The 22,738-nt window shown below is 75.2% G+C and carries 18 protein-coding genes; 4 read left to right on the top strand and 14 right to left on the bottom strand.

Annotated elements, in window-relative coordinates:
• Positions 1-36: 36 nt before the first annotated feature.
• Positions 37-1,131 (bottom strand): CobW family GTP-binding protein, encoded by a 1,095-nt coding sequence (locus AB2L28_RS07395; RefSeq protein ID WP_370718106.1) that lies wholly within the window; start codon positions 1,129-1,131, stop codon positions 37-39.
• A gap of 71 nt (positions 1,132-1,202) precedes the next feature.
• On the opposite strand from AB2L28_RS07395, the gene AB2L28_RS07390 reads away from it, so the two are divergent.
• Positions 1,203-1,565 (top strand): hypothetical protein, encoded by a 363-nt coding sequence (locus AB2L28_RS07390; protein WP_370718105.1) that lies wholly within the window; start codon positions 1,203-1,205, stop codon positions 1,563-1,565.
• A gap of 67 nt (positions 1,566-1,632) precedes the next feature.
• On the opposite strand, the gene lepA is transcribed toward AB2L28_RS07390, so the two are convergent.
• The gene (lepA, locus tag AB2L28_RS07385; RefSeq protein ID WP_370718104.1) at positions 1,633-3,501 is read right to left on the bottom strand and encodes a translation elongation factor 4; all 1,869 of its coding nucleotides are present in this window, start codon (positions 3,499-3,501) and stop codon (positions 1,633-1,635) included.
• A 151-nt stretch (positions 3,502-3,652) separates the two neighbouring features.
• Here lepA and AB2L28_RS07380 point away from each other — a divergent pair, with 151 nt between their 5' ends.
• Positions 3,653-4,597 carry a DUF4349 domain-containing protein gene (locus AB2L28_RS07380; protein WP_370718103.1) on the top strand — a complete coding sequence of 315 codons (945 nt, stop codon included), beginning with the start codon at positions 3,653-3,655 and terminating at the stop codon, positions 4,595-4,597.
• A 45-nt stretch (positions 4,598-4,642) separates the two neighbouring features.
• Here the strand turns inward: AB2L28_RS07380 and AB2L28_RS07375 are convergent, their stop codons facing one another.
• From AB2L28_RS07375 to AB2L28_RS07365, 3 genes are read right to left on the bottom strand one after another with little or no spacing between them, the layout of a single operon-like run.
• Positions 4,643-5,485: a transglutaminase family protein gene (locus AB2L28_RS07375; protein WP_370718102.1), complete on the bottom strand. Its 843-nt coding sequence runs from the start codon at positions 5,483-5,485 to the stop codon at positions 4,643-4,645.
• The gene (locus AB2L28_RS07370) at positions 5,485-6,426 is read right to left on the bottom strand and encodes an alpha-E domain-containing protein (protein ID WP_370718101.1); all 942 of its coding nucleotides are present in this window, start codon (positions 6,424-6,426) and stop codon (positions 5,485-5,487) included. Before AB2L28_RS07370 ends, AB2L28_RS07375 begins: the two co-directional genes overlap by 1 nt.
• Before the next feature lie 4 nt (positions 6,427-6,430).
• Positions 6,431-8,056: a circularly permuted type 2 ATP-grasp protein gene (locus tag AB2L28_RS07365; RefSeq protein WP_370718100.1), complete on the bottom strand. Its 1,626-nt coding sequence runs from the start codon at positions 8,054-8,056 to the stop codon at positions 6,431-6,433.
• Between the two features lie 291 nt (positions 8,057-8,347).
• Here AB2L28_RS07365 and rpsT point away from each other — a divergent pair, with 291 nt between their 5' ends.
• Complete coding sequence (rpsT, locus tag AB2L28_RS07360; RefSeq protein WP_370718099.1) at positions 8,348-8,608, top strand: 30S ribosomal protein S20; 261 nt, start codon at positions 8,348-8,350, stop codon at positions 8,606-8,608.
• 72 nt (positions 8,609-8,680) lie between these two features.
• On the opposite strand, the gene holA is transcribed toward rpsT, so the two are convergent.
• The 5 genes from holA to AB2L28_RS07335 form a co-directional block, all read right to left on the bottom strand.
• Positions 8,681-9,703, bottom strand: coding sequence for a DNA polymerase III subunit delta (gene holA / locus AB2L28_RS07355; RefSeq protein WP_370718098.1), 1,023 nt, complete (start codon positions 9,701-9,703; stop codon positions 8,681-8,683).
• 43 nt (positions 9,704-9,746) lie between these two features.
• Entirely contained in the window at positions 9,747-11,192 is a 1,446-nt protein-coding gene (locus AB2L28_RS07350) for an amidohydrolase (protein WP_370718097.1), read from the bottom strand.
• Positions 11,193-11,261: 69 nt separating this feature from the next.
• Complete coding sequence (locus AB2L28_RS07345) at positions 11,262-13,697, bottom strand: ComEC/Rec2 family competence protein (protein WP_370718096.1); 2,436 nt, start codon at positions 13,695-13,697, stop codon at positions 11,262-11,264.
• On the bottom strand, positions 13,694-14,560 hold the full coding sequence (locus AB2L28_RS07340; RefSeq protein WP_370718095.1) for a ComEA family DNA-binding protein: 867 nt from the start codon (positions 14,558-14,560) through the stop codon (positions 13,694-13,696). The genes AB2L28_RS07345 and AB2L28_RS07340 overlap by 4 nt, the downstream gene beginning before the upstream one ends.
• 95 nt (positions 14,561-14,655) lie before the next feature.
• A complete protein-coding gene (locus AB2L28_RS07335; RefSeq protein ID WP_370718094.1) occupies positions 14,656-15,237 on the bottom strand; it encodes a TetR/AcrR family transcriptional regulator in 582 nt (193 codons plus the stop codon).
• A gap of 59 nt (positions 15,238-15,296) precedes the next feature.
• Between AB2L28_RS07335 and AB2L28_RS07330 the strand changes: the two genes are divergently transcribed.
• Positions 15,297-17,564 (top strand): glycoside hydrolase family 3 C-terminal domain-containing protein, encoded by a 2,268-nt coding sequence (locus AB2L28_RS07330; protein ID WP_370718093.1) that lies wholly within the window; start codon positions 15,297-15,299, stop codon positions 17,562-17,564.
• Positions 17,565-17,585: 21 nt separating this feature from the next.
• On the opposite strand, the gene AB2L28_RS07325 is transcribed toward AB2L28_RS07330, so the two are convergent.
• From AB2L28_RS07325 to AB2L28_RS07310, 4 genes are all read right to left on the bottom strand, one after another.
• A complete protein-coding gene (locus AB2L28_RS07325; protein WP_370718092.1) occupies positions 17,586-18,098 on the bottom strand; it encodes a GNAT family N-acetyltransferase in 513 nt (170 codons plus the stop codon).
• Positions 18,098-20,617 carry a leucine--tRNA ligase gene (leuS, locus tag AB2L28_RS07320; protein WP_370718091.1) on the bottom strand — a complete coding sequence of 840 codons (2,520 nt, stop codon included), beginning with the start codon at positions 20,615-20,617 and terminating at the stop codon, positions 18,098-18,100. Before leuS ends, AB2L28_RS07325 begins: the two co-directional genes overlap by 1 nt.
• A 211-nt stretch (positions 20,618-20,828) precedes the next feature.
• Positions 20,829-21,740, bottom strand: coding sequence for a GGDEF domain-containing protein (locus AB2L28_RS07315; protein ID WP_370718090.1), 912 nt, complete (start codon positions 21,738-21,740; stop codon positions 20,829-20,831).
• A gap of 108 nt (positions 21,741-21,848) precedes the next feature.
• On the bottom strand, positions 21,849-22,721 hold the full coding sequence (locus AB2L28_RS07310) for a shikimate 5-dehydrogenase (RefSeq protein ID WP_370718089.1): 873 nt from the start codon (positions 22,719-22,721) through the stop codon (positions 21,849-21,851).
• Positions 22,722-22,738 lie beyond the last annotated feature (17 nt).

The raw sequence follows: 22,738 nt of genomic DNA, 5'->3' as shown, positions 1-22,738 counted from the left end.
GGGACGCAGGACCTGCGGGGAGGACGCCCGGGGCGCTCACTCGACCTCGAGCGGGTCGTGCAGGAGGTGGGCGTCGCGGTCGCCGAGCCAGGGTTCGAAACCGTCCTCGACACCGACGGTGGCGGCGACCGCCTGCTCCTCCTCCCGGGTGGCCAGGACCTCGGCGAAGGCCTGCTGGATCCGCCGGCGCTCACCCCAGTCGGTGCCGGTGACGACCAGGTGCGTCCCGCGGTCGCCGGGGCTCCACGGTCCGACCTCCCCGACGCTGAGCTGACCCCCGGCGCCCTCCCACGCGCACACCACGTGGGGGCGGGTCGTGATGCGGAACGTCCCGCGGGCCCGCAACCGGCCGGCACCGAGGTCCTCGATGCGTTCCAGCAGGCGGGCGGAGTGGAACGGGCGCGGCGACACGAGTTCCAGGGTCCACACCTGCGCCGTGTCCGTCACGGGGTGACGGCGGGCGGTCAGCGGATCGGCGCGCGCGGCCGAGCGCACCTCACCTCCGCAGGGCATCGTCAGCACGCGGGGGTCGACCCCCTCCAGACCCAGGACGGGGACCCGCGGACCGCACACGTGCGCCATCAGGTCGCGGCCGCGCCGGTCGGCGACGCCGTCGGTCAGCACGACGTCGGCCTCGGCGAGCTGCTCGGCCAGCGCCTCCCCCACGGCGCGCTCGTCGTCCTCGCCCAGCCCCAGGCCGCGCTCGGACAGCAGGTCCTCACCCAGGAGGTCGTCGACCAGCTGCCCCGCGTCGACCGCGGCGACCACGCCGCGGAGGACGGCGACGTCCTGCAGCTCGGGGGCCGCCGTCAGCGCGGCCACGACCGGGGTGGGGTCGCCACCGACCGGCAGGGCGAGCACGAGGGTGGACCAGCGCTCGTTCGCGGCGATCGCCGCCACCGTCGGGACGATCTCCTCGCGCTGGGCACACCCGAGGCAGGCGTGCTCCAGCGGGACCCGGACGTCCTCGACCAGGCCCCCGAAGTCGCTGACGACCCGGCGCAGACCCTCCGCCCCCAGGTCGTACCGGAGCACGACCGCGTCGGGGACGTCGCAGACGACGGCGGCCGTCGTCAGGTCTCGGGGCAACGGGTGGACGGACGTCACGATCGTGACCTGGAGCCGGGGCACAGACACCTCCAATGAGAACCATTATCGCTAGGATGACAGTACCCCAGCCCCCGAGACCCCCTGGAGACCCCGTGGACCCCTCCCCCGTCGTCCACACCTGGATCCTGGTCCCGGCCGACCAGCCGGGCCTGGAGCACCGCGCGCGTCGCGTCGTCCGGCGCGCGGAACGTCAGGTCCTCCTGCGCACCCACCCGGGCGCGAACCCGCCCGGGACGTCCGTCGGCATCGGCTTCGAGTACCGGTGGAGTTCACCGCAGGTCGGGTTCGTGGCGTGGTTCGGCGACCTGAGCGCCGTCGAGGTCGGCCTGCTGGAGACGTGGTTGGCCGGCGAGCCCGTCGACCTCGACGGGCTGCCGGCTCCCCTGGAGGCCCGCATCACGGCGAGCAGCGGAGCCCGCGTCCCCGACGGCCCCCCGTCCCCGGCGGGCCGCTGACCACCGCGCGGTCGACCACCACCGGGGTGGTCAGACCGCGCGGGCCGGGGTGGCGGCACCCCGCGCCTCACTTCTTGGCGTTCTTGTCCTTCGCCTTGTCGCCCGCGGCGTCGGAGGACAGCGCGGCGATGAAGGCCTCCTGGGGCACCTCGACCCGCCCGACCATCTTCATCCGCTTCTTGCCCTCCTTCTGCTTCTCCAGCAGCTTGCGCTTGCGGGTGATGTCACCGCCGTAGCACTTGGCCAGGACGTCCTTGCGGATCGCGCGGACGTTCTCGCGGGCGATGACCCGGGCCCCGATGGCGGCCTGGATGGGCACCTCGAACTGCTGGCGCGGGATGAGGTCCTTGAGCTTGCCGGCCATCATGACGCCGTAGCCGTACGCCTTCTCGCGGTGCACGATCTGGCTGAACGCGTCGACCTGCTCGCCCTGCAGCAGCACGTCGACCTTCACCAGGTCCGCGACCTGCTCACCGTCCACGTCGTAGTCGAGGGAGGCGTACCCGCGGGTGCGGGACTTCAGCTGATCGAAGAAGTCGAAGACGATCTCGGCCAGCGGCAGCCGGTAGCGCATCTCGACGCGGTCCTCGGACAGGTAGTCCATGCCCTGCAGGTCACCGCGGCGCTGCTGGCACAGCTCCATGATGGCGCCGATGAAGTCCGACGGGGCGAGGATCGTCGCGCGCACCACGGGTTCGCGGACCTCGGCGATCTTCCCCTCGGGGAACTCCGAGGGGTTCGTCACCTCCACGACCCGCTTGTCCTCCAGCGTCACCTCGTACGGCACGCTCGGCGCGGTCGAGATGAGGTCGAGGTTGAACTCGCGCTCGAGGCGTTCGCGCACGATCTCCAGGTGCAGCAGGCCGAGGAACCCGATGCGGAACCCGAAACCCAGCGCCACGGACGTCTCGGGTTCGTACGTCAGCGCGGCGTCGTTGAGCTTGAGCTTGTCGAGCGCGTCGCGCAGCAGCGGGTAGTCCGACCCGTCGATGGGGTACAGGCCGGAGAACACCATCGGCTTGGGGTCGCGGTACCCGCCGAGGGCCTGCGCGGAGGGTTTCTGCGCGTTCGTGACGGTGTCGCCGACCTTGGACTGCCGGACGTCCTTCACCCCGGTGATGAGGTACCCGACCTCACCGACGCCCAGGCCCTGCGACGGGGTCGGCTCGGGGGAGCTGACCCCGATCTCCAGCAGTTCGTGGGTGGCCCGCGTCGACATCATCGCGATGCGCTCGCGCGGGGCGAGCTTGCCGTCGACGACGCGGACGTACGTCACGACGCCCCGGTAGGTGTCGTACACCGAGTCGAAGATCATCGCCCGCGCCGGGGCGTCCGGGTCGCCCACCGGGGCCGGAACCTGCTGGACGATCTGGTCGAGCAGGACGTCGACGCCGACCCCGGTCTTGCCCGAGACGCGCAGGCAGTCGTCGGGTTCGCAGCCGATGAGCTTGGCCAGCTCCTCGGCGAACTTCTCCGGCTGGGCCGCGGGCAGGTCGATCTTGTTCAGGACCGGGATGATCGTGAGGTCGTTCTCCATGGCGAGGTAGAGGTTCGCCAGGGTCTGCGCCTCGATGCCCTGCGCGGCGTCGACGAGCAGCACGGCGCCCTCGCACGCGGCGAGCGAACGGGACACCTCGTACGTGAAGTCGACGTGGCCCGGGGTGTCGATCATGTTCAGCGCGTACGCCGTGCCGTCGACGTCCCACGGCATGCGCACGGCCTGCGACTTGATCGTGATGCCGCGCTCGCGCTCGATGTCCATCCGGTCGAGGTACTGCGCCCGCATGGCCCGCTCGTCGACGACGCCGGTCAGCTGCAGCATCCGGTCGGCCAGCGTCGACTTGCCGTGGTCGATGTGGGCGATGATGCAGAAGTTGCGCAGCAGCGGCGGCGCGGTCGCGGCGGGTGCCGGTGCGTCGGCGGCTCTCGGGGACACGGGCGGGGAGCACCTCTCGGTCGGGACGGCGGGCAGCCCCCATGGTCGCACGGGTGGGCCCCCGCCACGGGGCCGCGCCACCGGAACCGCGGGGGCGGCCACGGCGTCCGAGGGCTGCGGTCACGGCGACCGCACCCGACGGAGGTGCCCGATGCGTCCCACCACCCCCTCCCCCGCACCGGCACCGCACGCGGCCCGTCGCTGGGCGGCGCCCGTCCTCGCCCTGAGCCTGCTGCTGGGGGCGGCCGCCTGCAGCGGTGGCGGCGCGGGTTCCTCGGGTTCGTCGGGCTCGTCGGGTTCCTCCGCGCAGGACGCGGACGCCGCCGGCGGTGACGCCGTCGCGGCGTCCGGCGGCGGGTCCACGGGCGAGGTGCAGGGGCTCGCCGGCACCGACGTCGCCGCCCAGGGCCGCGCCGTGGTCTCCACCGCCACCCTCGCCGTCCGCGTCGGCGACCTGCCCACCGCGGTCGAGGCCGCCACGACCCGCACGGTCCGGGCCGGCGGGATCGTCGCGGCCAGCCGGTCCGGCGGGGTGGACGGTGCCGAGACCGCGCACCTCACGCTGCGGGTGCCCGCACCGGCCTACCCCGGCGTCCTCGACGACCTCGCCGGGCTGGGCCAGGAGACCGACCGCACCACGACCAGCACCGACGTGACCGCCGAGGTGGCCGACGTCGACAGCCGCGTCACCTCCGCCCAGGCGGTCCTGGCGACCTTCCGGGCCCGGCTGCCGGAGGCGAGGACGATCCCGGACGTCCTGGCGATCGAGGGCGAGATCGCCCGTCGCCAGGCCGACCTCGAGGCGCTGCAGGCCCGGCAGCGGGTCCTGGCCGACCAGACCGCCCTGGCCACCGTGGACGTCGACCTCACGCGCGGGGCCCCGCTGACCGCCGTCACCGCCCCCGACCCCGGCTTCGTCGGCGGGCTGACGGCCGGGTGGCACGCGCTCGGCGCGGCGGGGCGCGTCGCGGCGCTCGTCATCGGCGCGGTGCTCCCCTTCGTCCTGCCGCTGGCCCTCGTGGGGGCGCCCCTGTGGTGGGTGCTGCGTCGGCGCCGCACCCGGTCCCCGCAGGACCCGGCCCGCGCGACCTCGTGACCGCAGCACCCCGCCCCGCTCGTCCGGGACGTCCCGATCGCCCGCTCAGGCCACCCGCGTGACGAGCACCTGCGCCGCGACCGTCGACCTCGGCCCGGAGTAGACGCCCCGCAACGGGGAGACGTCGGAGTAGTCGCGGGCGCGGGCGACCACGACGTGCCGGTCCCCGACGGGGATGTCGTTCGTGGGGTCCCACGCCGTCCACGCCCCGTCGAAGAAGTCGATCCAGGCGTGGCTCTCGCCCGCGACCTCGACCCCCACCTCGGGTTCCCGACGGGGGTGCAGGTAGCCCGAGACGTAGCGGGCGGGGATCCCGACCGTGCGCAGACCGGCGAGGACGAGGTGGGCCAGGTCCTGGCAGACGCCGCTGCGCTGGGCCCACGACTCCTCCGCCGTGGCGTGCACCCCCGTCGCGCCCGGGACGTACTTCACCTCGTCGTGGATCCAGCTGCAGACCCGGTGCGCCGCCTCGCGGGGGTCGGCCCCGGCGACGAGGTCGCGCACGGCGTCGGCGAAACCCTCCGCCGGCGCCGTCGTCCGCGGCGTCGGGGCCAGGAACTCCGCGAGGGAGTCGACGACGTCCGGTCCCGCCAGGTCCTCCCACGTCGCCGACCGCCGCGGGCTGTGGCCGGTGCGCCGCTCGGTCTCCAGCAGCGACGTCGCGGTCGTCACGAGGCGGTCGTGGCGGGTGTGCAGGTCGAAGGCCGTGACGTGCGTGCCCCAGTAGTCCCAGTAGCGCGAGACCGACGCCGGCGGGCTCACCTCGACGCGGGTGTCCAGCGCCGTCTGGTCCGGCAGCGTCAACGGCGTCATGCGCGCCTCGTTGAAGCTGGCGATGACCTCGCCCTGGTAGGTGTGCGTGCTCGTGTGCACGATGCGCAGCCGCATCAGGACCTCCCCGCCGTCCAGGAAACCGCCCCCGCCATGGGGAAGAACCGCATCGCGACCGCCTCCGAGGCCGCCGAGCAGGCCTCGGTGACCAGTCTCATCTGGTGGTGCAGGTCCCCCAGGAGGTCCTCGGGGCTCTGGAACTCCAGCCGCGTGCGGGCCATCCCGACGATGCGGCGGGCGTCCTCGGTGTACCCCGCGCGACGCTGCGGCGGGTCGATCGCGTCCAGGCACGCCTCGGCCGTCTCCAGCGCGTTGACGACCGAACGCGGGAACAACCGGTCCAGCAGCAGGAACTCCGCGGCGTGCAGTTCTCCCGCCGCCCCGGTGCTCGAACCGTGGTAGGCGCGCAGGAACGCCTCGTAGGCACCCGTGGAGCGCAGCAGCAGCGGCCACTGGCTGCCGGAACCGGACACCGCGCGGGTGTCGACGAGGCGGGCCGTCATGTCCGCCCGTTCCAGGGACCGGCCCAGGACGAAGAACTGCCAGGAGTCGTCCCGGCTCATCGTGGCGTCCACCAGACCGGAGACGACGGCGGTGCGCTCGCGGACCCAGGAGAAGAACCGGTGCGGGCTGGCGGCGCGCCACCGTCCCGAGGCCAGCGCGTTCCACGTGGTGTTGAGGGATTCCCACATGTCGCTGGAGACGGTCTCGCGGGCCCGGCGGGCGTTCTCGCGCGCCGCGCCCAGCGCCCCGGTGATGGAGCTGGGGCTCACCGGGTCGTGGGCGAGCGTCTCCAGCAGTTCCCTGCGCCCGACGCGGCGGTCGGGGTCGGCGGGCGAACCCATCACCGACAGCAGCGAGGTCGAGACGGCGCTCTCGTCGATCCACGGGTCGGCGAGGGTGCGCTCGACGTGGACGTCGAGGATGCGGGCCGTGGAGTCGGCCCGCTCGACGTAGCGGCCGATCCAGAACAACGACTCGGCGATGCGGCTGAGCACGGCGTCACCCCTCCCGGGTCGCGTGGTCGGTGGTGCGCTCGCAGGACTGCTGCTGCTGCTGGGCCTGGTCCGAGCCGGCACCCGGGCCCGGGTCGGTCACGGGGTGCTGCTCCGCCGGCGACGGCGCGGCCGGGGCGGGGACCGGCACGGGGTCGGGAACGGGGTCGGCGACGGTGTCCGGACCCGCCAGGACCCACGTGTCCTTCGACCCCCCGCCCTGGCTGGAGTTCACGACGAGGGATCCCTCGCGCAGCGCGACCCGGGTCAGCCCACCGCGCAGGACCCGCACCGACCGGCCGTCGTTGACCGCGAAGGGCCGCAGGTCCACGTGCCGCGGCCGCATCTGCGTACCCGCCAGCGTCGGCACCGTCGACAGCGCCACGACGGGCTGGGCGATCCACCCGCGCGGGTCGGCGAGCACCCGCCGGCGCAGGTCCTCGACCTGCTCGGGCGAGGCGTCCGGGCACACCACGAGACCCTTGCCGCCGGAACCGTCGACGGGTTTGACGACCAGCTCGCCCAACCGGTCCATCGCCTCGGCGCGCTCGTCGGGGATCTCGAAGCGGTAGGTCGGCACGTTGTCGAGCACGAGCTCCTCCCCGAGGTAGTACTTCGTGAGCTCCGGGACGTAGGTGTAGACGAGCTTGTCGTCGGCCACGCCGTTGCCGACGGCGTTGGCGATGCTCACCCCGCCGGCGCGGGCGGCGTTGAGGATGCCCGCGCAGCCCAGGACGGAGTCGCGGCGGAAGTGGAGGGGGTCGAGGAAGTCGTCGTCGACGCGCCGGTAGACGACGTCGACCCGCCGGTCCCCCGAGGTGGTGCGCATGTAGACGCGGTTGCCGCGGCAGACGAGGTCGCGGCCCTCGACGAGCTCGACGCCCATCGCGCGGGCCAGCAGCGAGTGCTCGAAGTAGGCCGAGTTGTAGACCCCGGGGGTGAGGACGACGACGACCGGGTCGTCGATCCCGCTGGGTGCCGCCGCGCGCAGGGCGGTGAGGAGGTTCTGCGGGTAGTCGGCCACGGGCTGCACGCGGTGGGCCTGCAGCGCCTCGGGCAGCACCTGGGTGAGCGCCTGCCGGTTCTCCAGGACGTAGCTCACCCCGCTCGGGACGCGGACGTTGTCCTCCAGGACGCGGAAGTCGCCGTGCTCGTCGCGGACGAGGTCGATGCCGGCGACGTGGATGCGGACGCCGCCGGCCACCTCGACGCCGACGGCGGCGCGGTGGAAGTGGCTGGAGGAGGTGATGACGCGACGCGGGACGACGCCGTCCTCGACGACCTGCATCGGCCCGTAGACGTCGGCGAGGAAGGCCTCCAGGACCCGCACGCGCTGGGCCACGCCCTTCTCCACCCGCGCCCACTGGGCCGCGTCGATGATCCGCGGGACGACGTCCAGGGGGAAGGGCCGCTCCTCACCGGCGTAGTCGAAGGTGACCCCGCGGTCGAGGAAGGTGCTGGCGAGCTGGTCGGCGCGGGCGTGCAGCTCGGCGGCCGGCAGGTCGGCCAGGGTGGCGGCCAGGGCCTGCCACTCCGGCCGCGGACGACCCTCGCCGTCGAACATCTCGTCGGCCGCCCTGCCCCCGGCGGCACCCGTCGGGGAGTCCTGGTAGCCCTCGAAGACGTCACCCATGGGGCGCACCCTAGGGAAGTCCACGTTTCCCGCGAGTTGCCTGCCGGTTTCCCCCGTGTGTCGTGGCGGGCGGGCTGCCCGGGACGGGTCCGGTGCGGGTCCGGCGCGGGTCCGGTGCGGGGTCGAGGCCGGCTGTCCCCGGCCCCGCGCCACCGCTGGTAACCTTGAGGACGCCTTCGCTCCGTGCGGAGGTCACGGTCACCCGCCGTCCCTCCCGGTGTCCCCACGCCGGAGTCCCCGGTGGAGCGACCGCCCTCTGACACCGATCAGACCAACAGGAAGACGGAGCACGTGGCGAACATCAAGTCGCAGAAGAAGCGCATCCTCACGAACGAGAAGGCGCGCCTGCGCAACAAGGCCGTCAAGTCGGAGCTGCGCACCGCCGTGCGCGCGTTCCGCGAGGCCCTGGCCGCCGGCGACGCCGAGAAGGCGCAGGCGACGCTGAAGGTCGCGAGCCGCAAGCTCGACAAGGCCGTCAGCAAGGGCGTCATCCACAAGAACCAGGCCGCCAACCGCAAGTCGGCCATCGCCAAGGCCGCGGCCAAGGCCTGATCCTCGGATCCTCCACGGAGGGCCGGTCCCCGTCGGGGGCCGGCCCTCCGTGCGTCCGGCCCGCCCGAGCGCTCAGCGCCGGGCGGCGGCGACCACCCGGACGGCCTTCTCGAGCGCGTGCTCGGCGTGCGCACCGCCACCCTTGACCGCGTGGTCGGCGGCCGCGACGGCCAGGATCGCCTCGGCCATGCCGTCCGGGGACAGGCCGCGCACCTCCCGCTGGGCCTTCTCCACCAGCCACGGCGCCATCCCCAGCTCGCGCGCGAGGTCGGCCGGGCGCCCCCGGCCGGCGCCGGCGACCTTGGCCAGCTGCCGCAACCGGGACGCGAGCGCCGCCACGACGACGACGGCGGGCACCCCGGTCGCCTCGGCGTGGCGCAGCAGGACGAGGGCCTGCCCCTCCCGCCCCTCGACGGCGGCGTCGGCGACCTCGAAGCCGCTCGCCTCCCGGCGGCCCCCGTGGTAGCGGTGCACGGCCTCCTCCCCGACCGTGCCCTCGGTGTCGGTGAGCAGCTGGTCGACGGCGGCGGCGAGCTCGCCGAGGTCGCTGCCGAGGGCCGCCACGAGAGCGCGGGCGGCCTCGACGTCGATCGAGCGGCGGGCCCGCCGGACGTCGGACAGGACGAGGTCGACCTTGTCCTGGTCGCGCTTGAGCGGCTGGCAGGCCACCTCCGCCGCACCCGGCACCGCGCGGGCCTCGTCGAGGACCTTCTTGGCCCGGTTGCCCCCGCGGTGGCGCAGGACGAGGACGACCGTGTCGACGGGGGCCCGCAGGTACTCCAGGACGTCCTCGACGAAGGCGTCGCTGGCGGCGTCGACCCCGTCGACGAGGACGAGGGAGCGCTCGTCGAACAGCGAGGGGGACGTCCACGTCGCCAGCTGCCCCCGCTGGTACCCGGCGGCCGCGACGTCGGTGCGCTCGAAGGAGGGGTCGAGCTCGCGCATGCGCGTCAGCAGCGCGGTGAGGGCCCGGTCGGCGAGCGCCTCCTCCGAGCCCGCGAGGAGCACGACGGGGGCCGGGGCGAGGTCGTGCGGGGCGATCCCGGGTGCGGCACCGGCGGTCTTCTTCGCGGCGGTCTTCCTGGCGGTGGGCACGGCGTCACTGTCGCACGGACGTCGGACACGTCACGGGTCGTGGTCACCCCGGCCGGTGCGTGAACGCGCCACCGACGAGGGTGGCGACGACCTCGCTGCGCCGCAAGGCCTCCGCTCCCCCGGCGGCGAACGCGCCCGCCGGGTCGTCGGCGACGAGGACGAGGTCGGCCACGTCCCCGACGAACACCGAGCGCCGCCCCCCGCACGCGGCGGCGAGGGCGACGTCGAACGGCAGGTGCTGCTCGGGGTGCCAGGGCTCCCGGTCGTCGACCGTGCGGTGCACGGCGCTGGCGAGGGCATCCCACGGGTCCAGCGGCGCGACCGGGGCGTCCGAGCCCAGCCGCAGCTCGGCGCCCGCGGCGTGCAGGTCGGCGTACCGGTAGGCGCGCCCGGCGCCCTCGGGCCAGTGCACGTGGACGGCGTCGCGGTCGTCGACGACGTGCCGGGGCTGGACGCTCGCGACGACGCCCAGCCGCGCGAACCGCGGCACGTCGTCGGGGTGGACCTGCTGGGCGTGCTCCAGGCTGCCGCGGCACCCGACGGCGGCGAAGGCGTCGAGGCTGACCCGGACCGCGTCGTCGCCGATCGCGTGGACGGCGACCCCCAGCCCGCGCGACGTGGCCCGCCGCAGCGAGGCCTCCAGCTCGGCGGGCGGGATGCGCAGGACGCCGTGGCCACCGGTCGGGTACTCCTCGTGGCAGAACGCCGTCCGGGTCCCGAGGGACCCGTCGACGACGAGCTTCACGGGCCCGACGCGGACGCGCTCGCCCGCCAGGACGTCCCCGCTGCGGCGTCCGGCGGCGATCGTCTCCTCCAGCCAGTCCGGCCACACGCCGGCGGCGACGCGGACGGCCGGTTCGGCCCGCCGCGTCCACTCCTCGACCGGTGCGTACTCGAGGTCGACGACGCCCGTGACGCCGCGGGCGGCCGCGGCCGCCGCGGCCTCGGCGATCCACCGGTCCTGCACGGCGTCCCCCACGGTGCTCGCGCGGGCCAGCAGTTCCATCGCCGGGCCCTCCGTCAGCACCCCGGTCGGCTCCTGGACCCCGAACCGGCGGGCGGCGGCGGAGTTCACCCAGACGGCGTGCAGGTCCGCGCTCACGACGACCGCGGGGCGCTCGCCGAACCGGGCGTCGAGGACGTCGCGGTGCGGCGGGGAGTTCCACAGCGCGTCGCGGTACCCGTGCCCGACGACGAGGTCGTCCCCCGGGCCGGCGCCCACGCGCACGAGCTCGGCGGCCTCCGCGGCGGACCGGGCGCTCAGGACGTCGACGCGCCGCCGGGCGGCGGCCCACTGCGTGAGGTGGACGTGGTGGTCGACGAAGCCGGGCAGCAGCACCGCACCGCGGGCGTCGAGGCGTTCGGCCGCCGACCACGGCGCGGTGCTCGCCAGGCCCGCGCCCATCGCGACGACGCGGCCGTCCGCGAGCGCCACGTCGAGGGGCCCCGGCCCGCCGAGGGGGTGGCGGACGTCGTGCAGGACGAGCACAGGGGCCTCCTGTCGGTGGTTCCGTCCGGACATCGTGCCGCCCCGCACCGGGCACGGACGGCCCGGGTCTCACCCGCTGCCGTACCGGGCCCGCCGTCCGGCCTCGCGCGGGTCCGGTCCGCGTTCCAGCGTCCGCAGCGCCGCCGCCGTCCCCGCCACGGCGAGGTCCCCGCCGGTGTCGGTCCGCAGCACCCGCGCGCCCGTCGCGGCCAGCACGTCCAGCGTCGAGGCGGCGGGGTGGCCGTAGTCGTTGACCGCCCCCACCTCGACCAGCGCCACCCGCGGCCGGGCCGCCGCGTACAGCGCCGGGACCTGGGTCGGTGAGCCGTGGTGGGCGACCTTGACGACGTCGGCGACGACCCCGGCGGGCCAGCGCGCCAGCACCTCCCGCTGCTCGTCGCGTTCGGCGTCACCGGTCAGCAGCACCCGCACCCCCTGCACGTCGGCCAGCAGGACGACGCTGGAGTCGTTGACCTGCGCGGAGTCCGGGGCCCGCACGCGCGCCACGTCCGGCTCGGGCCCGAGCACCGTCCAGGTGACCTGCCCGGCGCCGCCGGTGTCCCCCGCGCCGAGCGGGACCACCGGGGTGGACCCGGACAGTTCGCGCACCCGCCCGGCGGCCGGTTCCACCGCGAGCGGGGAGACGTGGACGACCCCGGCGTCGCGACCGGCCAGGGCCCCGGCGAGGCCGCCGACGTGGTCGGCGTGGAAGTGGGTCAGCACGACCGCGTCGAGCCGGTCCACCCCGAGCCGGTCCAGGCACCCGTCGACGAGGACGTCGTCGGGTCCGGCGTCCACCAGCACCGCCGAGGCCGGCCCGGACCGCAGGACGACCGCGTCGCCCTGGCCGACGTCGCAGCCGACGACGAGCCAGTCCGGCGGCGGCCACGGACCCGCCGGTCCGCCCCAGCGCGGGGCGCAGCGCACGAGCAGCGCGGCGGACAGGACCAGCGCGAGGGCGAGGGCCGGCCAGCGGCGGGCCGGACCGTGCCGCCACCGCAGCACGGCCGCCACGGCGCCCAGGACGAGCAGCGTCAGCAGACCCACCACGAGCGCCCCCGCGACGCCCGGTGGGACGGCGAGCGAGGTCGGCGCCCGCGCGGCGACCCGCGCGACCGCGGCGATCCACGCTGCGCACCAGCCCGCCGGCCGGGCCACGACGCCAGCCCCCGCCGGCCACACCGGGGACAGGAGCGTCGCGGCCAGACCGAGGACGGTCGCCGGGCCGACGGCGGGTGCCACGACGACGTTCGCCGGGACGGACACGACGTTCACCGCCGGTTGCAGCAACGCCACGACGGGGCCGCAGACCGCCTGCGCCGCCACGGGAACGGCGACCGCGTACGCGAGGACCCGCGGAACCCCCGCCCGCGTCAGCCGGTCCGCCCACGGCCGGGCGAGCAGCACGAGGGCCGTGGTGGCCAGCACCGACAGCACGAACCCGAACTCCCGCGCCAGCCACGGGTCGGCCACCAGCAGGACGAGCACCGCGGCCGCGACGACGGGGGTCCCCCGCACCGGCCGGCCCGTCGCGAGCCCGGCCATGCCCACGCCACCCATCACGGCGGCGCGGAGCACGCTGGGCTCGGGACGGGCCAGCACGACGAACCCGACCAGCCCGCACCCGGCCACGACGAGCCGGGCCCGACGCCCGAACCCGGCCCACGAGGCGGCCAGGACGAGGAACCCCACCACGAGCGTGGTGTTGGAACCGCTGACGGCGGTGAGGTGGGTGAGGCCGACCGATCGCATCGCCGCCTCCAGGTCCGGCGGCAGCGCCGAGGTGTCCCCCACGACCAGCCCGGGCAGCAACCCGCGCACGTCGGCCGAGCGCCCGGACACGGCCTGCCGCAACCCCGCCCGCAGGGTCTCGGACACCTCCAGCACCCCCGCCGGGCGGTCGGTGCCGAGGAGGTCCCCCGCCGAGACGAGGACCACGGACCGCCCGCCGGGGTCGGCGGGGCCGAGCCGGCCGCGGAAGGCGAGCCGGTCACCCCAGCGCACGTCCTGCCACCGGTCGGCGCGCGCGAACACCGTCGCCGGGGCGGCGAGCTCGCGCGCCGCGCCCCGCGCGTCCACCCCCGTGAGCCGCACGTCGAGGACGACCCGCGGCGGTTCGCCGTCGCGGCGGGCGGGCAGCGCGTGCGGGTCGGCGGTGACGACGGCGGAGAACTCCCCCGACACCCGCCGCTGCGCCAGGTCCTCGACCTGGCCCGCCGTGGACCGGCTGTACTGCACGCAGACCGAGAACAGGACGAGGGTGGTCGCGGTGAGGACCAGACCGGCGCGGGCGCCACGGCCGCGGCGCAGCAGCACGGCGAGGACGGTGACGAGCAGGGTGGCAGAGCCCAGCAGCACCCACCCCGCGACGTCCGGGTGACCGGTGGCGGCGAACGCGGCGCCCCAGGCGGCGGACGCCGCCGCCGCGAGCCGCAGGTCGAGGGGGACCGGTGGTGGTCCCACCGCGCGGTCCGGGCCCACGTCGAGCGGTCCCGCCGCGCTCACACGCTCACCAGGTCCCGCAGCCCGTCGAGCACCTTGGGGCCGATGCCCTGCACCTCGCCGAGGTCCTCGACGGAGGTGAACCGGCCGTTCTCCTCGCGCCACGCCACGATCCGGCCGGCGAGGACCTCACCCACCCCCGGCAGCGCGTCGAGGTCGGCGGCCGTGGCGGCGTTCAGGTCCACCCGCCCGGCCGGCGCCCCGGCGGTCCCCGCCACCGGTGCCGGGGCCGCCGCCGGCTGACCGGGCGCCGGGACGAGGACCTGCTCGCCGTCCTGCAGCACCCGGGCGAGGTTCAGCGCGTCCAGGTCGGCGTCGGCGGCCGGACCGCCCGCGGCCGTGAGGGCGTCGGCCACGCGGCTGCCCGCGGACACCGTGACGACGCCGGGGTGCAGCACCCGCCCGGCGACGTGCACGACGACCGATCCGGAGGTCGGCGCGGCACCGGCCGGCACCGACGGGGTGGGTGTGCTCGGCGCGGAGCCGGAGGCGACCGGGGCCGTCCGCGCGGGCACCGCCTCCCCCTGCTGCGCGCCGGGATCCGGCCAGGACCGCCACGCGGCGAACCCGAGACCGGCCGCCGCGAGGAGGCAGGCCAGGACCGCGCCCGCGACCGCGCGCGACCCGACGCGCAGCCGCACCGCGCGCCAGCCCGGCGGGGTGCGGTCGGCCAGGCGCCGCGACCACTCGCCGACCAGGCCGGGTCGGGTCCGCTCACCCACCGGGTCCCCGGACTCGTCGCCGAACCCGTCCCCGAACTCGTCGCCGAACTCGTCGTCGGGGTCCCCTCCGGCCGCCCGGAACTGCCGCACCGCCAGTTCGCGGGCGCGGGCCGCCGCGACGCGGCGAGGAGGGGGTGTGGGCACCCGGGAAACCTAGGCGGGCAGGCGGTCCCGGGGGCCGGGCGCGGCAGGACCTGTGGACGGGGGAGCCCCCGCGACGCGCTGTGGGGACCGGGACGTCACCGGCGGGCCGTGGTCCCCAGTTCCCGCTGCACCTGCGCCCGCACCTCCGCGACCATGTCGACGTCGTCGGGGTGCAGGAGCCACTGCACCTGCACCCCGTCCATGACGGCGACGAGCCGGCGCGCCGCGGACGCGGGCGAGGGGTGCCCGCAGGCGGTGAACGCCGCGCTCAAGGTGGCGACGACCCGCCGGTACCGCTCGTCGAAGAACGCGTGCGCGGGGTGGTCGGGGGAGGTCGCCTCGGCCGACAGCACGCAGAACAGCTCGACGACCCCCCGGCGGGCGGTGTTGCGGCGCACGACGTCCAGCAACGCCTCGAGCTGCTGCTCCCCCGGTGGCGGCACGTCCGGTCCCACGAGCTCGGCGTCCTCGGCGTCGCGCTGCTCCAGCACGGCCAGCAGCAGCGCCTCCTTGCTGCCGACGTGGTGCAGCAGCCCGGCGAGCGTCAGCCCGCAGCGCCCGGCGAGGTCGCGCAGCGACGCGGCCCGGTAGCCCGACTCGCCGAACAGCCCGACGGCCTCGGCGAGGATCTGCTCGCGCCGCGCCCTGCCCTTGGCGTACTCCCCGCGCGCGGCCACGGCACATCCCTACCACCAATACCTTCCAACCGGTAGGTGTTCGGGCGTACCCTCCCGCCATGACCGACACCGACGTCACCCGCTCCCCGGCGCGACTGCTCGCCGAACTGACGCTGGAGGAGAAGGCCGCCCTCCTCGACGGCTCCGACTTCTGGCACACCGAGCCCGTCGAACGCCTCGGCGTCCCGGCGCTCATGGTCACCGACGGCCCGCACGGGCTGCGCAAGCAGGCCGAGGGGGACGACCACCTGGGGCTGACGAACTCCGTCCCGGCCACCTGCTTCCCGCCCGCGGCCGGGCTCGCCTCCTCCTGGGACGTCGACCTGCTGCACCGCGTCGGGCAGGCGCTGGGCCGCGAGACGCGCGCCGAGGGCGTGGCCGTCCTGCTCGGCCCCGGCGTCAACATGAAGCGGTCGCCGCTGTGCGGGCGGAACTTCGAGTACTTCTCCGAGGACCCGGTGCTGGCCGGCGACCTCGCCGCCGCCCTCGTGCAGGGCGTGCAGAGCCAGGGCGTCGGGACCTCGCTGAAGCACTTCGCGGCGAACAACCAGGAGACCCAGCGCATGACGGTCTCCGCCGACGTCGACGAGCGCACGCTGCGCGAGGTCTACCTCACCGCGTTCGAACGGGTCGTCCGCACCGCCCAGCCGTGGACGGTCATGTGCTCCTACAACCGCATCAACGGCGTCTACGCCTCCGAGGACCCGTGGCTGCTCACCGACGTCCTGCGCGGCGAATGGGGTTTCTCCGGCCTCGTCGTCTCCGACTGGGGGGCCGTCAACGTCCGCGAGGACGGGGTCCGCGCCGGTCTGGACCTGGAGATGCCGTCCTCCTCCGGCGCCGGCACCCAGCGCATCCTGGAGGCCGTCAGCACCGGCAGCCTCACCACCGAGGACCTCGACCGAGCCGTCCTGCGCGTCCTGGAACTCGTCGAAAAGGCCCGGCCGGCGCTCGCCGACCCCGGCACGGTCGACGTCGACGCCCACCACGCCCTGGCCCGCGAGGCCGCCCGGGCCAGCGCCGTCCTGCTGAAGAACGAGGACCGGGTCCTGCCGCTGACCGCGACCGGCGGGACGATCGCCGTCGTCGGCGAGTTCGCCCGCACCCCGCGCTACCAGGGCGCGGGCAGTTCCCAGGTGAACCCCACCCGCCTGGACGACGCCCTCACCGCGCTGCGCGCGCAGTTCGACGGCTCCCGGGAGGTGACGTTCGCGGCCGGCTACGTCCCCGAGGCCGACCCGGACGACGCGGCGGGCGAGGGCGCGCGGGCACTCGTGGCCGAGGCCGTCGAGCAGGCCGCGGCCGCCGACGTCGTCGTGCTGTTCCTCGGCCTGCCCGCCTCCTACGAGTCCGAGGGCTACGACCGCGAGCACACGAACCTGCCGCCGGAGCAGCTCGACCTGCTGCAGGCCGTCGTGGCGGCGAACCCGCGCACCGTCGTCGTGCTGGCCAACGGGTCCGTCGTCAACCTCGAACCGTGGCAGCACTCGGTGCCGGCCGTCCTCGAGGGCTGGCTCGGCGGGCAGGCCGGCGGCGGCGCCGTCGCGGACCTGCTGTCCGGCGTCGCGAACCCCTCGGGCAAGCTCGCCGAGACGATCCCCGTCCACTACCGGGACAACCCCACGGTCGGGAACTTCCCCGGTGAGCACGGCCACGTCCGCTACGGCGAGGGCCTGCTCATCGGGTACCGCTGGTACGACGCGCACTCCCTGCCCGTCGCCGCCGCGTTCGGGCACGGGTTGTCCTACACGACGTTCGGGTACTCCGACCTGCGGGTGGAACCCGGCGCGGCAGGCGGCGTCGACGTGCACGTGACCGTGACGAACACCGGGGAGGTCGCCGGCGCAGAGGTCGTCCAGGTGTACGTCGCCGACCTGGACGCGACGGTGTTCCGACCGGACGCCGAGCTCAAGGGCTTCGCCCGCGTCCACCTGGAGCCGGGTCAGGCGCAGGAGGTCTCGATCGCGCTGGACGAGCGGGCGTTCTCGTTCTGGCACAGCGCGACCGGCCGCTGGGTCGTCGAGGGCGGCGAGTTCGGCGTCCGCGTGGGGGCGTCCTCGCGGGACGTGCGGCTGGCCAGCACCGTGACCCTGGCCGGGGACGGGGTGAGCGTCCCGCTGCAGGTCGACTCCGAGCTCGACGTGTGGCTGGCGCACCCGAGCGCCGGTCCCCTCGTCCGCGAACGCCTCGAGGACACCCCGTGGGCGGGCATGGTGTTCGACCCGCAGCACGGCGCGATGATGCGGGCCATCCCGCTGGTGCGGCTCACCCGCTTCCCCGGGTTCCCGATCGCGGAGCACGACCTGCCGGGTCTCATCCCCGGCTGAGCCGGGGCGGGCGGCCGCGCGTCACAGGTCCAGGACCATGACGACGTGCGGCCGTCCCTCGCGCTCGGCGCGCCACCCCTCGGTCATCCCCAGCCTGCCGGTGACGGCCAGGCTGGCGGCGTTGCCCGGGTCCACGACCGAGATGAGCCGGGGCAGGTCCAGCCCCCGGGCGTGCTCGACCCACGCGCGGGCGGCCTCGGTCGCGAACCCCCGCCCCCAGGCCGACCGGGCCAGGCGCCAGCCGATCTCGACGTCCTCGGGGTACCAGCGCATCCGGTGCAGCCCGGTGAACCCGACGAACTCCCCGGTGTCCCGGCGCTCGAGCGCGGACAGGCCGAACCCGAGCCGGTCGAAGCACCCGTCGGCGTAGTCGGCGAGCCGGTCCGAGCTCGCGCGGTCCGGGATCGCCGGGACGTACCGCACGACCTCGGGGTCGGCGTTCATCGCCGCGAACGGTTCGCGGTCGCCCGCCGTCCACCGCCGCAGCAGCAGCCGCGGGGTGGACGGCGGCAGGGCCGCAGGTGCTGCGGCCATCAGGCCGGGACGATGTTGACCAGCTTCGGGGCCCGGACGACGACCGTCCGGATCCCCGCACCGGCCAGGGCCGCCTGCACCTTCTCCGAGGCCATCGCCAGCTCCTGCAACGCCTCACTCGTGATGTCGGGAGCGACCTCGAGGCGGTCGCGGACCTTGCCCTTGACCTGGACGACGCACGTCACGGTGTCCTCGACCAGCAGCGACTCCTCCACCGCCGGCCACCCGGCCCGCGCGACGGCGGGTTCGTGGCCGAGCAGCGACCACATGTCCTCGGCCACGTACGGCGCGAACAGGGACAGCACGACCGCCACGGCCTCGGTGGCCTCGCGCACGGCGGGGTCGTCCGCGCCCGGACCGGAGTCGATGGCCTTGCGGGTCGCGTTGACCAGTTCCATGACGCGCGCCACGGCCACGTTGAAGCGGAACGCCTCCACGTGCCCGGCGACGTCGTGCAGCGTCCGGTGGGTCACCCGTCGCAGGCCGACGTCACCGCTCGCCGCGTCGGCCCCGACCGGCGAGGTGACGTCGCGCGCCAGCCGCCACGCGCGGCCCAGGAACTTCGCCGAGCCCGACGGGGAGACGTCGGCCCAGTCGATGTCGTCCTCGGGCGGGCCCGCGAACGCCATCGTCAGCCGGACGGCGTCGACGCCGTGCTCCTCGAGCTGGTCGGACAACCGGACCAGGTTGCCCTTGGACTTGCTCATGGCCGAGCCGTCCATCTGCACCATGCCCTGGTTCAGCAGGCGGGTGAACGGCTCGTCGAACGGCAGGTACCCCAGGTCGTGCAGGACCTTGGTGATGAACCGCGCGTACAGCAGGTGCAGGATCGCGTGGGTCACCCCGCCGACGTACTGGTCGATCGGACCCCACTGGGCGATGAGGTCGGTGTCGAAGGGTTTCGTGTCGTCGTCCGGGGACACGAACCGCAGGTAGTACCAGGACGAGTCGACGAACGTGTCCATCGTGTCCGGGTCGCGGCGCGCCGGGGACCCGTCGACCGGGCTGGGCACGTTGACCCAGTCCTGCGCCGCCCCCAGCGGGCTCGTGCCCTTCGGCGTGAGGTTCAGCCCCTCCGACGGCGGCAGCAGCACGGGCAGCTGGTCCTCGGGGACGGGGACCTCGCCGTGCTCGGTGTGCACGACCGGGATCGGGGTACCCCAGTACCGCTGGCGGGAGATGAGCCAGTCGCGCAGCCGGTAGTTCTTCGCCGGCCGGCCCCTGCCCTCGGCCTGCAGCAGCTCGATCGCCCTCGCGATGCCGGCCCCCTTGTCCAGGCCGTCCAGCGGGCCGGAGTTCACCAGCACGCCGTCGCCGGCCGTGGCCTCGCCGGACTCCGCCGGGTCGGGCAGCGGGTTCCCCTCGGCGTCGCGGACGTCGACGACGACCCGCACGGGCAGGGCGAACGCACGGGCGAAGTCGAGGTCGCGCTGGTCGTGGGCGGGCACGGCCATGACGGCGCCGGTGCCGTAGTCGGCCAGCACGTAGTCGGCGGCCCAGATCGGCAGGCGTTCGCCGTTGACGGGGTTCACCGCGACGCGGCCCAGGTCGACGCCGGTCTTCTCGCGCTCGGAGGAGAGGCGGTCGATCTCGGAGGTCTCCTGCACCTGCGTGCGGTACGCCTCGAACGCCTCGCGGACCTCGGGGGTGGCGCCGGCGGCCAGTTCCTCGGCCAGGTCGGAGTCGGCCGCGACGACCATGAACGTCGCGCCGTGCAGGGTGTCGGGCCGGGTCGTGTAGACCGTGACGGGTTCGGCGCGGCCCTCGATCGCGAACTCGACCTCGGCGCCGATCGAACGCCCGATCCAGTTGCGCTGCATCGAGATGACCTTGGCGGGCCACTGACCCTCGAGGCGGTCCAGGTCGTCCAGCAGCCGGTCGGCGTACTCGGTGATCCGGAAGTACCACTGGGTCAGCTTCTTCTTGACCACCTTGGCGCCGGAGCGCTCCGACGTGCCGTCGGGCAGGACCTGCTCGTTGGCCAGCACGGTCTGGTCGACCGGGTCCCAGTTGACGAGGGAGTCCTTGCGGTAGGCCAGGCCCTTCTCGTACAGCTTGAGGAACAGCCACTGGTTCCACTTGTAGTACTCCGGGTCCGACGTGTGCAGCACGCGGTCCCAGTCGAAGGAGCAGGCGTAGCGGCGCATCGAGGCGCGCTGCTGGGCGATGTTGTCGTACGTCCACCGCCGCGGGTCCAGGCCGCGCTTGATGGCCGCGTTCTCCGCGGGCAGGCCAAACGCGTCCCAGCCGATGGGGTGCATGACGTCGAACCCGCGCTGCACCCAGTACCGCGCGATGACGTCGCCCAGCGCGTACGCCTCGGCGTGCCCCATGTGCAGGTCGCCGGAGGGGTACGGGAACATGTCGAGCACGTACTTCTTCGGGCGCTCGTCGCCCGCCTGCCCGCTGCGGAAGGGTTTGAGGTCGTCCCAGACCGGCAACCACTTCTCCTGCAGCGCGAAGGCGTCGTAGCGCTGCTCGTCGTGCTCCTCGGTCTGCTCAACCGACACGTCAGTCATCCCGTCCTCCCGGTGCTCGCGTGCGTCCCGCACCTGCGACCTGCCCCTGACAGCGGAAGACCCCTCGCGCAGGAGGGGTCTCGGTGCGAGCACCTGCGAGGTCGCAGCAGCTCAGCACCGGCTGGGAAGTCGGCGGGAGGACACCCGCACAGCCTACTCCGTGGCGGCCGGGCGCCGACGGGGCGCTGCGGGGACGCGGACGAGGAGGGGGTCAGGCCCCGGGGCGTTCCGGGCGGGCGCTGCGGTCGCCGCGGCGACGGCCCCACCCGTGCTGCGGCACGCTGCGGCGCAGGGCGCGGCGCTGGGCCAGGGCCTGCTCGGCCCGCACGAGGAGGTCGCTGACACCGCCCTCGTCCCACGGGGCCAGCACGGCGGCCCCCGCCTCGACGGCCAGCCGCGGCGCGCGCTCGCCACCACCGGCGAGCCGGCCCTGGGCCAGCCCCACGCGGATGCGGCGCTCGAGCTCCTGCGCGTGCAACCCGGCGCCGGGACCGAGCACGACGAAGCGGCCCTCACCCTCGCGCGCGACGACGTCGGACGTGCGGGTCGCCCCGCGCAGGGCGGCCGCGGCCGCGGCCCACTCGGTCTCGCGCTGGGCACGGACCTCCTCGACCGACCGGCTGCCGCCGAGCTGGACCCCCGGGGTGACCTCCACGACGCACGCGTGCACCGCGCCCCCGGAGCGGCGCGCGGACTCCATCACCTGGTGCCCGACGAGGACCAGGCCGCGACGGTTCAGCAGCCCCGTGACGGCGTCCTGCACCGTCTCGTCCCGGGCGGCCTCCAGGGCCGCCAGCAGCGAGCCGACCGAGCGCTCGGCCTCGCGGTGGGCGCGGACGGTCACCGCGAGGGCGACGGCGAGCGCCGCGGTGACGGCCCCCAGCGCGAGGAGGGCCACGACGAGCACGACGGGTGTCGAGGCGAGGACCGCCGCGACGGCCACGGCCACGGCCCCGGCCACCGGGACGAGGACGAGCGCCGCGGTGCGGCCGCGACTGTCGAGGCCCCCCGTGCCGCGGCGGGCGGCGACAGCAGCGGGGGCCGCGGACGGGTCGGCGGACGCGGGCCGGGGGGCGGCGGGGTCGCCGGCGCCGTCGTCGCGGGGTCCGGGCGCAGTGGTCACCCCCTCCCCCTCGGCACCACCGGGGCCGGGCTGGAGACGGCGAGCGGGTGAGGACATGCCTCGATCATGCGGTCCTCGTCCGACCCGCGGGGCCCGACCGGGCGAGGTTCACACGGTGCGCCGCGAGAACTCACCCGCTCGGCGGACCTGGTCGGCGCTCGGGCGGACGCCGGTGTAGAGCGCGAACTGCTCGGCGGCCTGCCAGGCGGCGACCTCGGTCCCGGTGACGAGGGGGGTGCCGAGCTCGCGCGCGAGCCGCACCAGCGGCGTCTCCTCGGGGACGGCGACGACCTCGACGACGGCCTTCGCCGCGACGACGGCCTCACGGGGGGCGGGCAGGTCGCCCGCCGCGGGCCCACCGGCCATCCCGACGGGCGTGGCGTTGACCAGCAGGTCGGGTCCGGCGCCCTCGAGCGCGGGCAGCCAGCGGGCGCCGTACCGCGCGGCGAGCGGGGCGCCGGTGGCCTCGTTGCGGGCGACGACGAGCAGGTCGGGGAACCCGGCGTCGCGCAGCGCCGCGAGGCAGGCCTTGGCCATCCCGCCGCTGCCGAGGACCGCGGCGGTGCCGGGGGTGCCCTGCGGGGTGATGCCGTGCTGGGCCAGCAGCCCGGCGACGGCGAGGTAGTCGGTGTTGTGCGCGACGAGGTGCGAGCGGCCCTCGCGGGGCGTGTTGACGACGGTGTTGACGGAGTCGATGGCCGCGGCGGACGCCTCGAGCTCGTCGACGAGCGGGATCACGGCCTCCTTGAACGGCATCGAGACGCCTGCGCCGCGGATCCCGAGGGCGCGGATGCCCGCGACCGCGGCGGGCAGGTCGTCGGTGGTGAACGCCTTGTAGACGAAGTCGAGGTCCAGCTCGGCGTAGAGGAAGTTGTGGAAGCGGGTGCCGAGGTTGCTGGGCCGTCCCGACAGCGACAGGCACAGCCGGGTGTCCTTCGTGATGCGGTCGGGCAGGTCTCGGGAGGTCTCCGGCGAGTTCACCCCGCCATCATGGAACA

The organism is Kineococcus mangrovi (assembly GCF_041320705.1).
GTDB classification, from domain to species: domain Bacteria; phylum Actinomycetota; class Actinomycetes; order Actinomycetales; family Kineococcaceae; genus Kineococcus; species Kineococcus mangrovi.
This window is presented reverse-complemented; position numbering and strand designations above follow the sequence as displayed.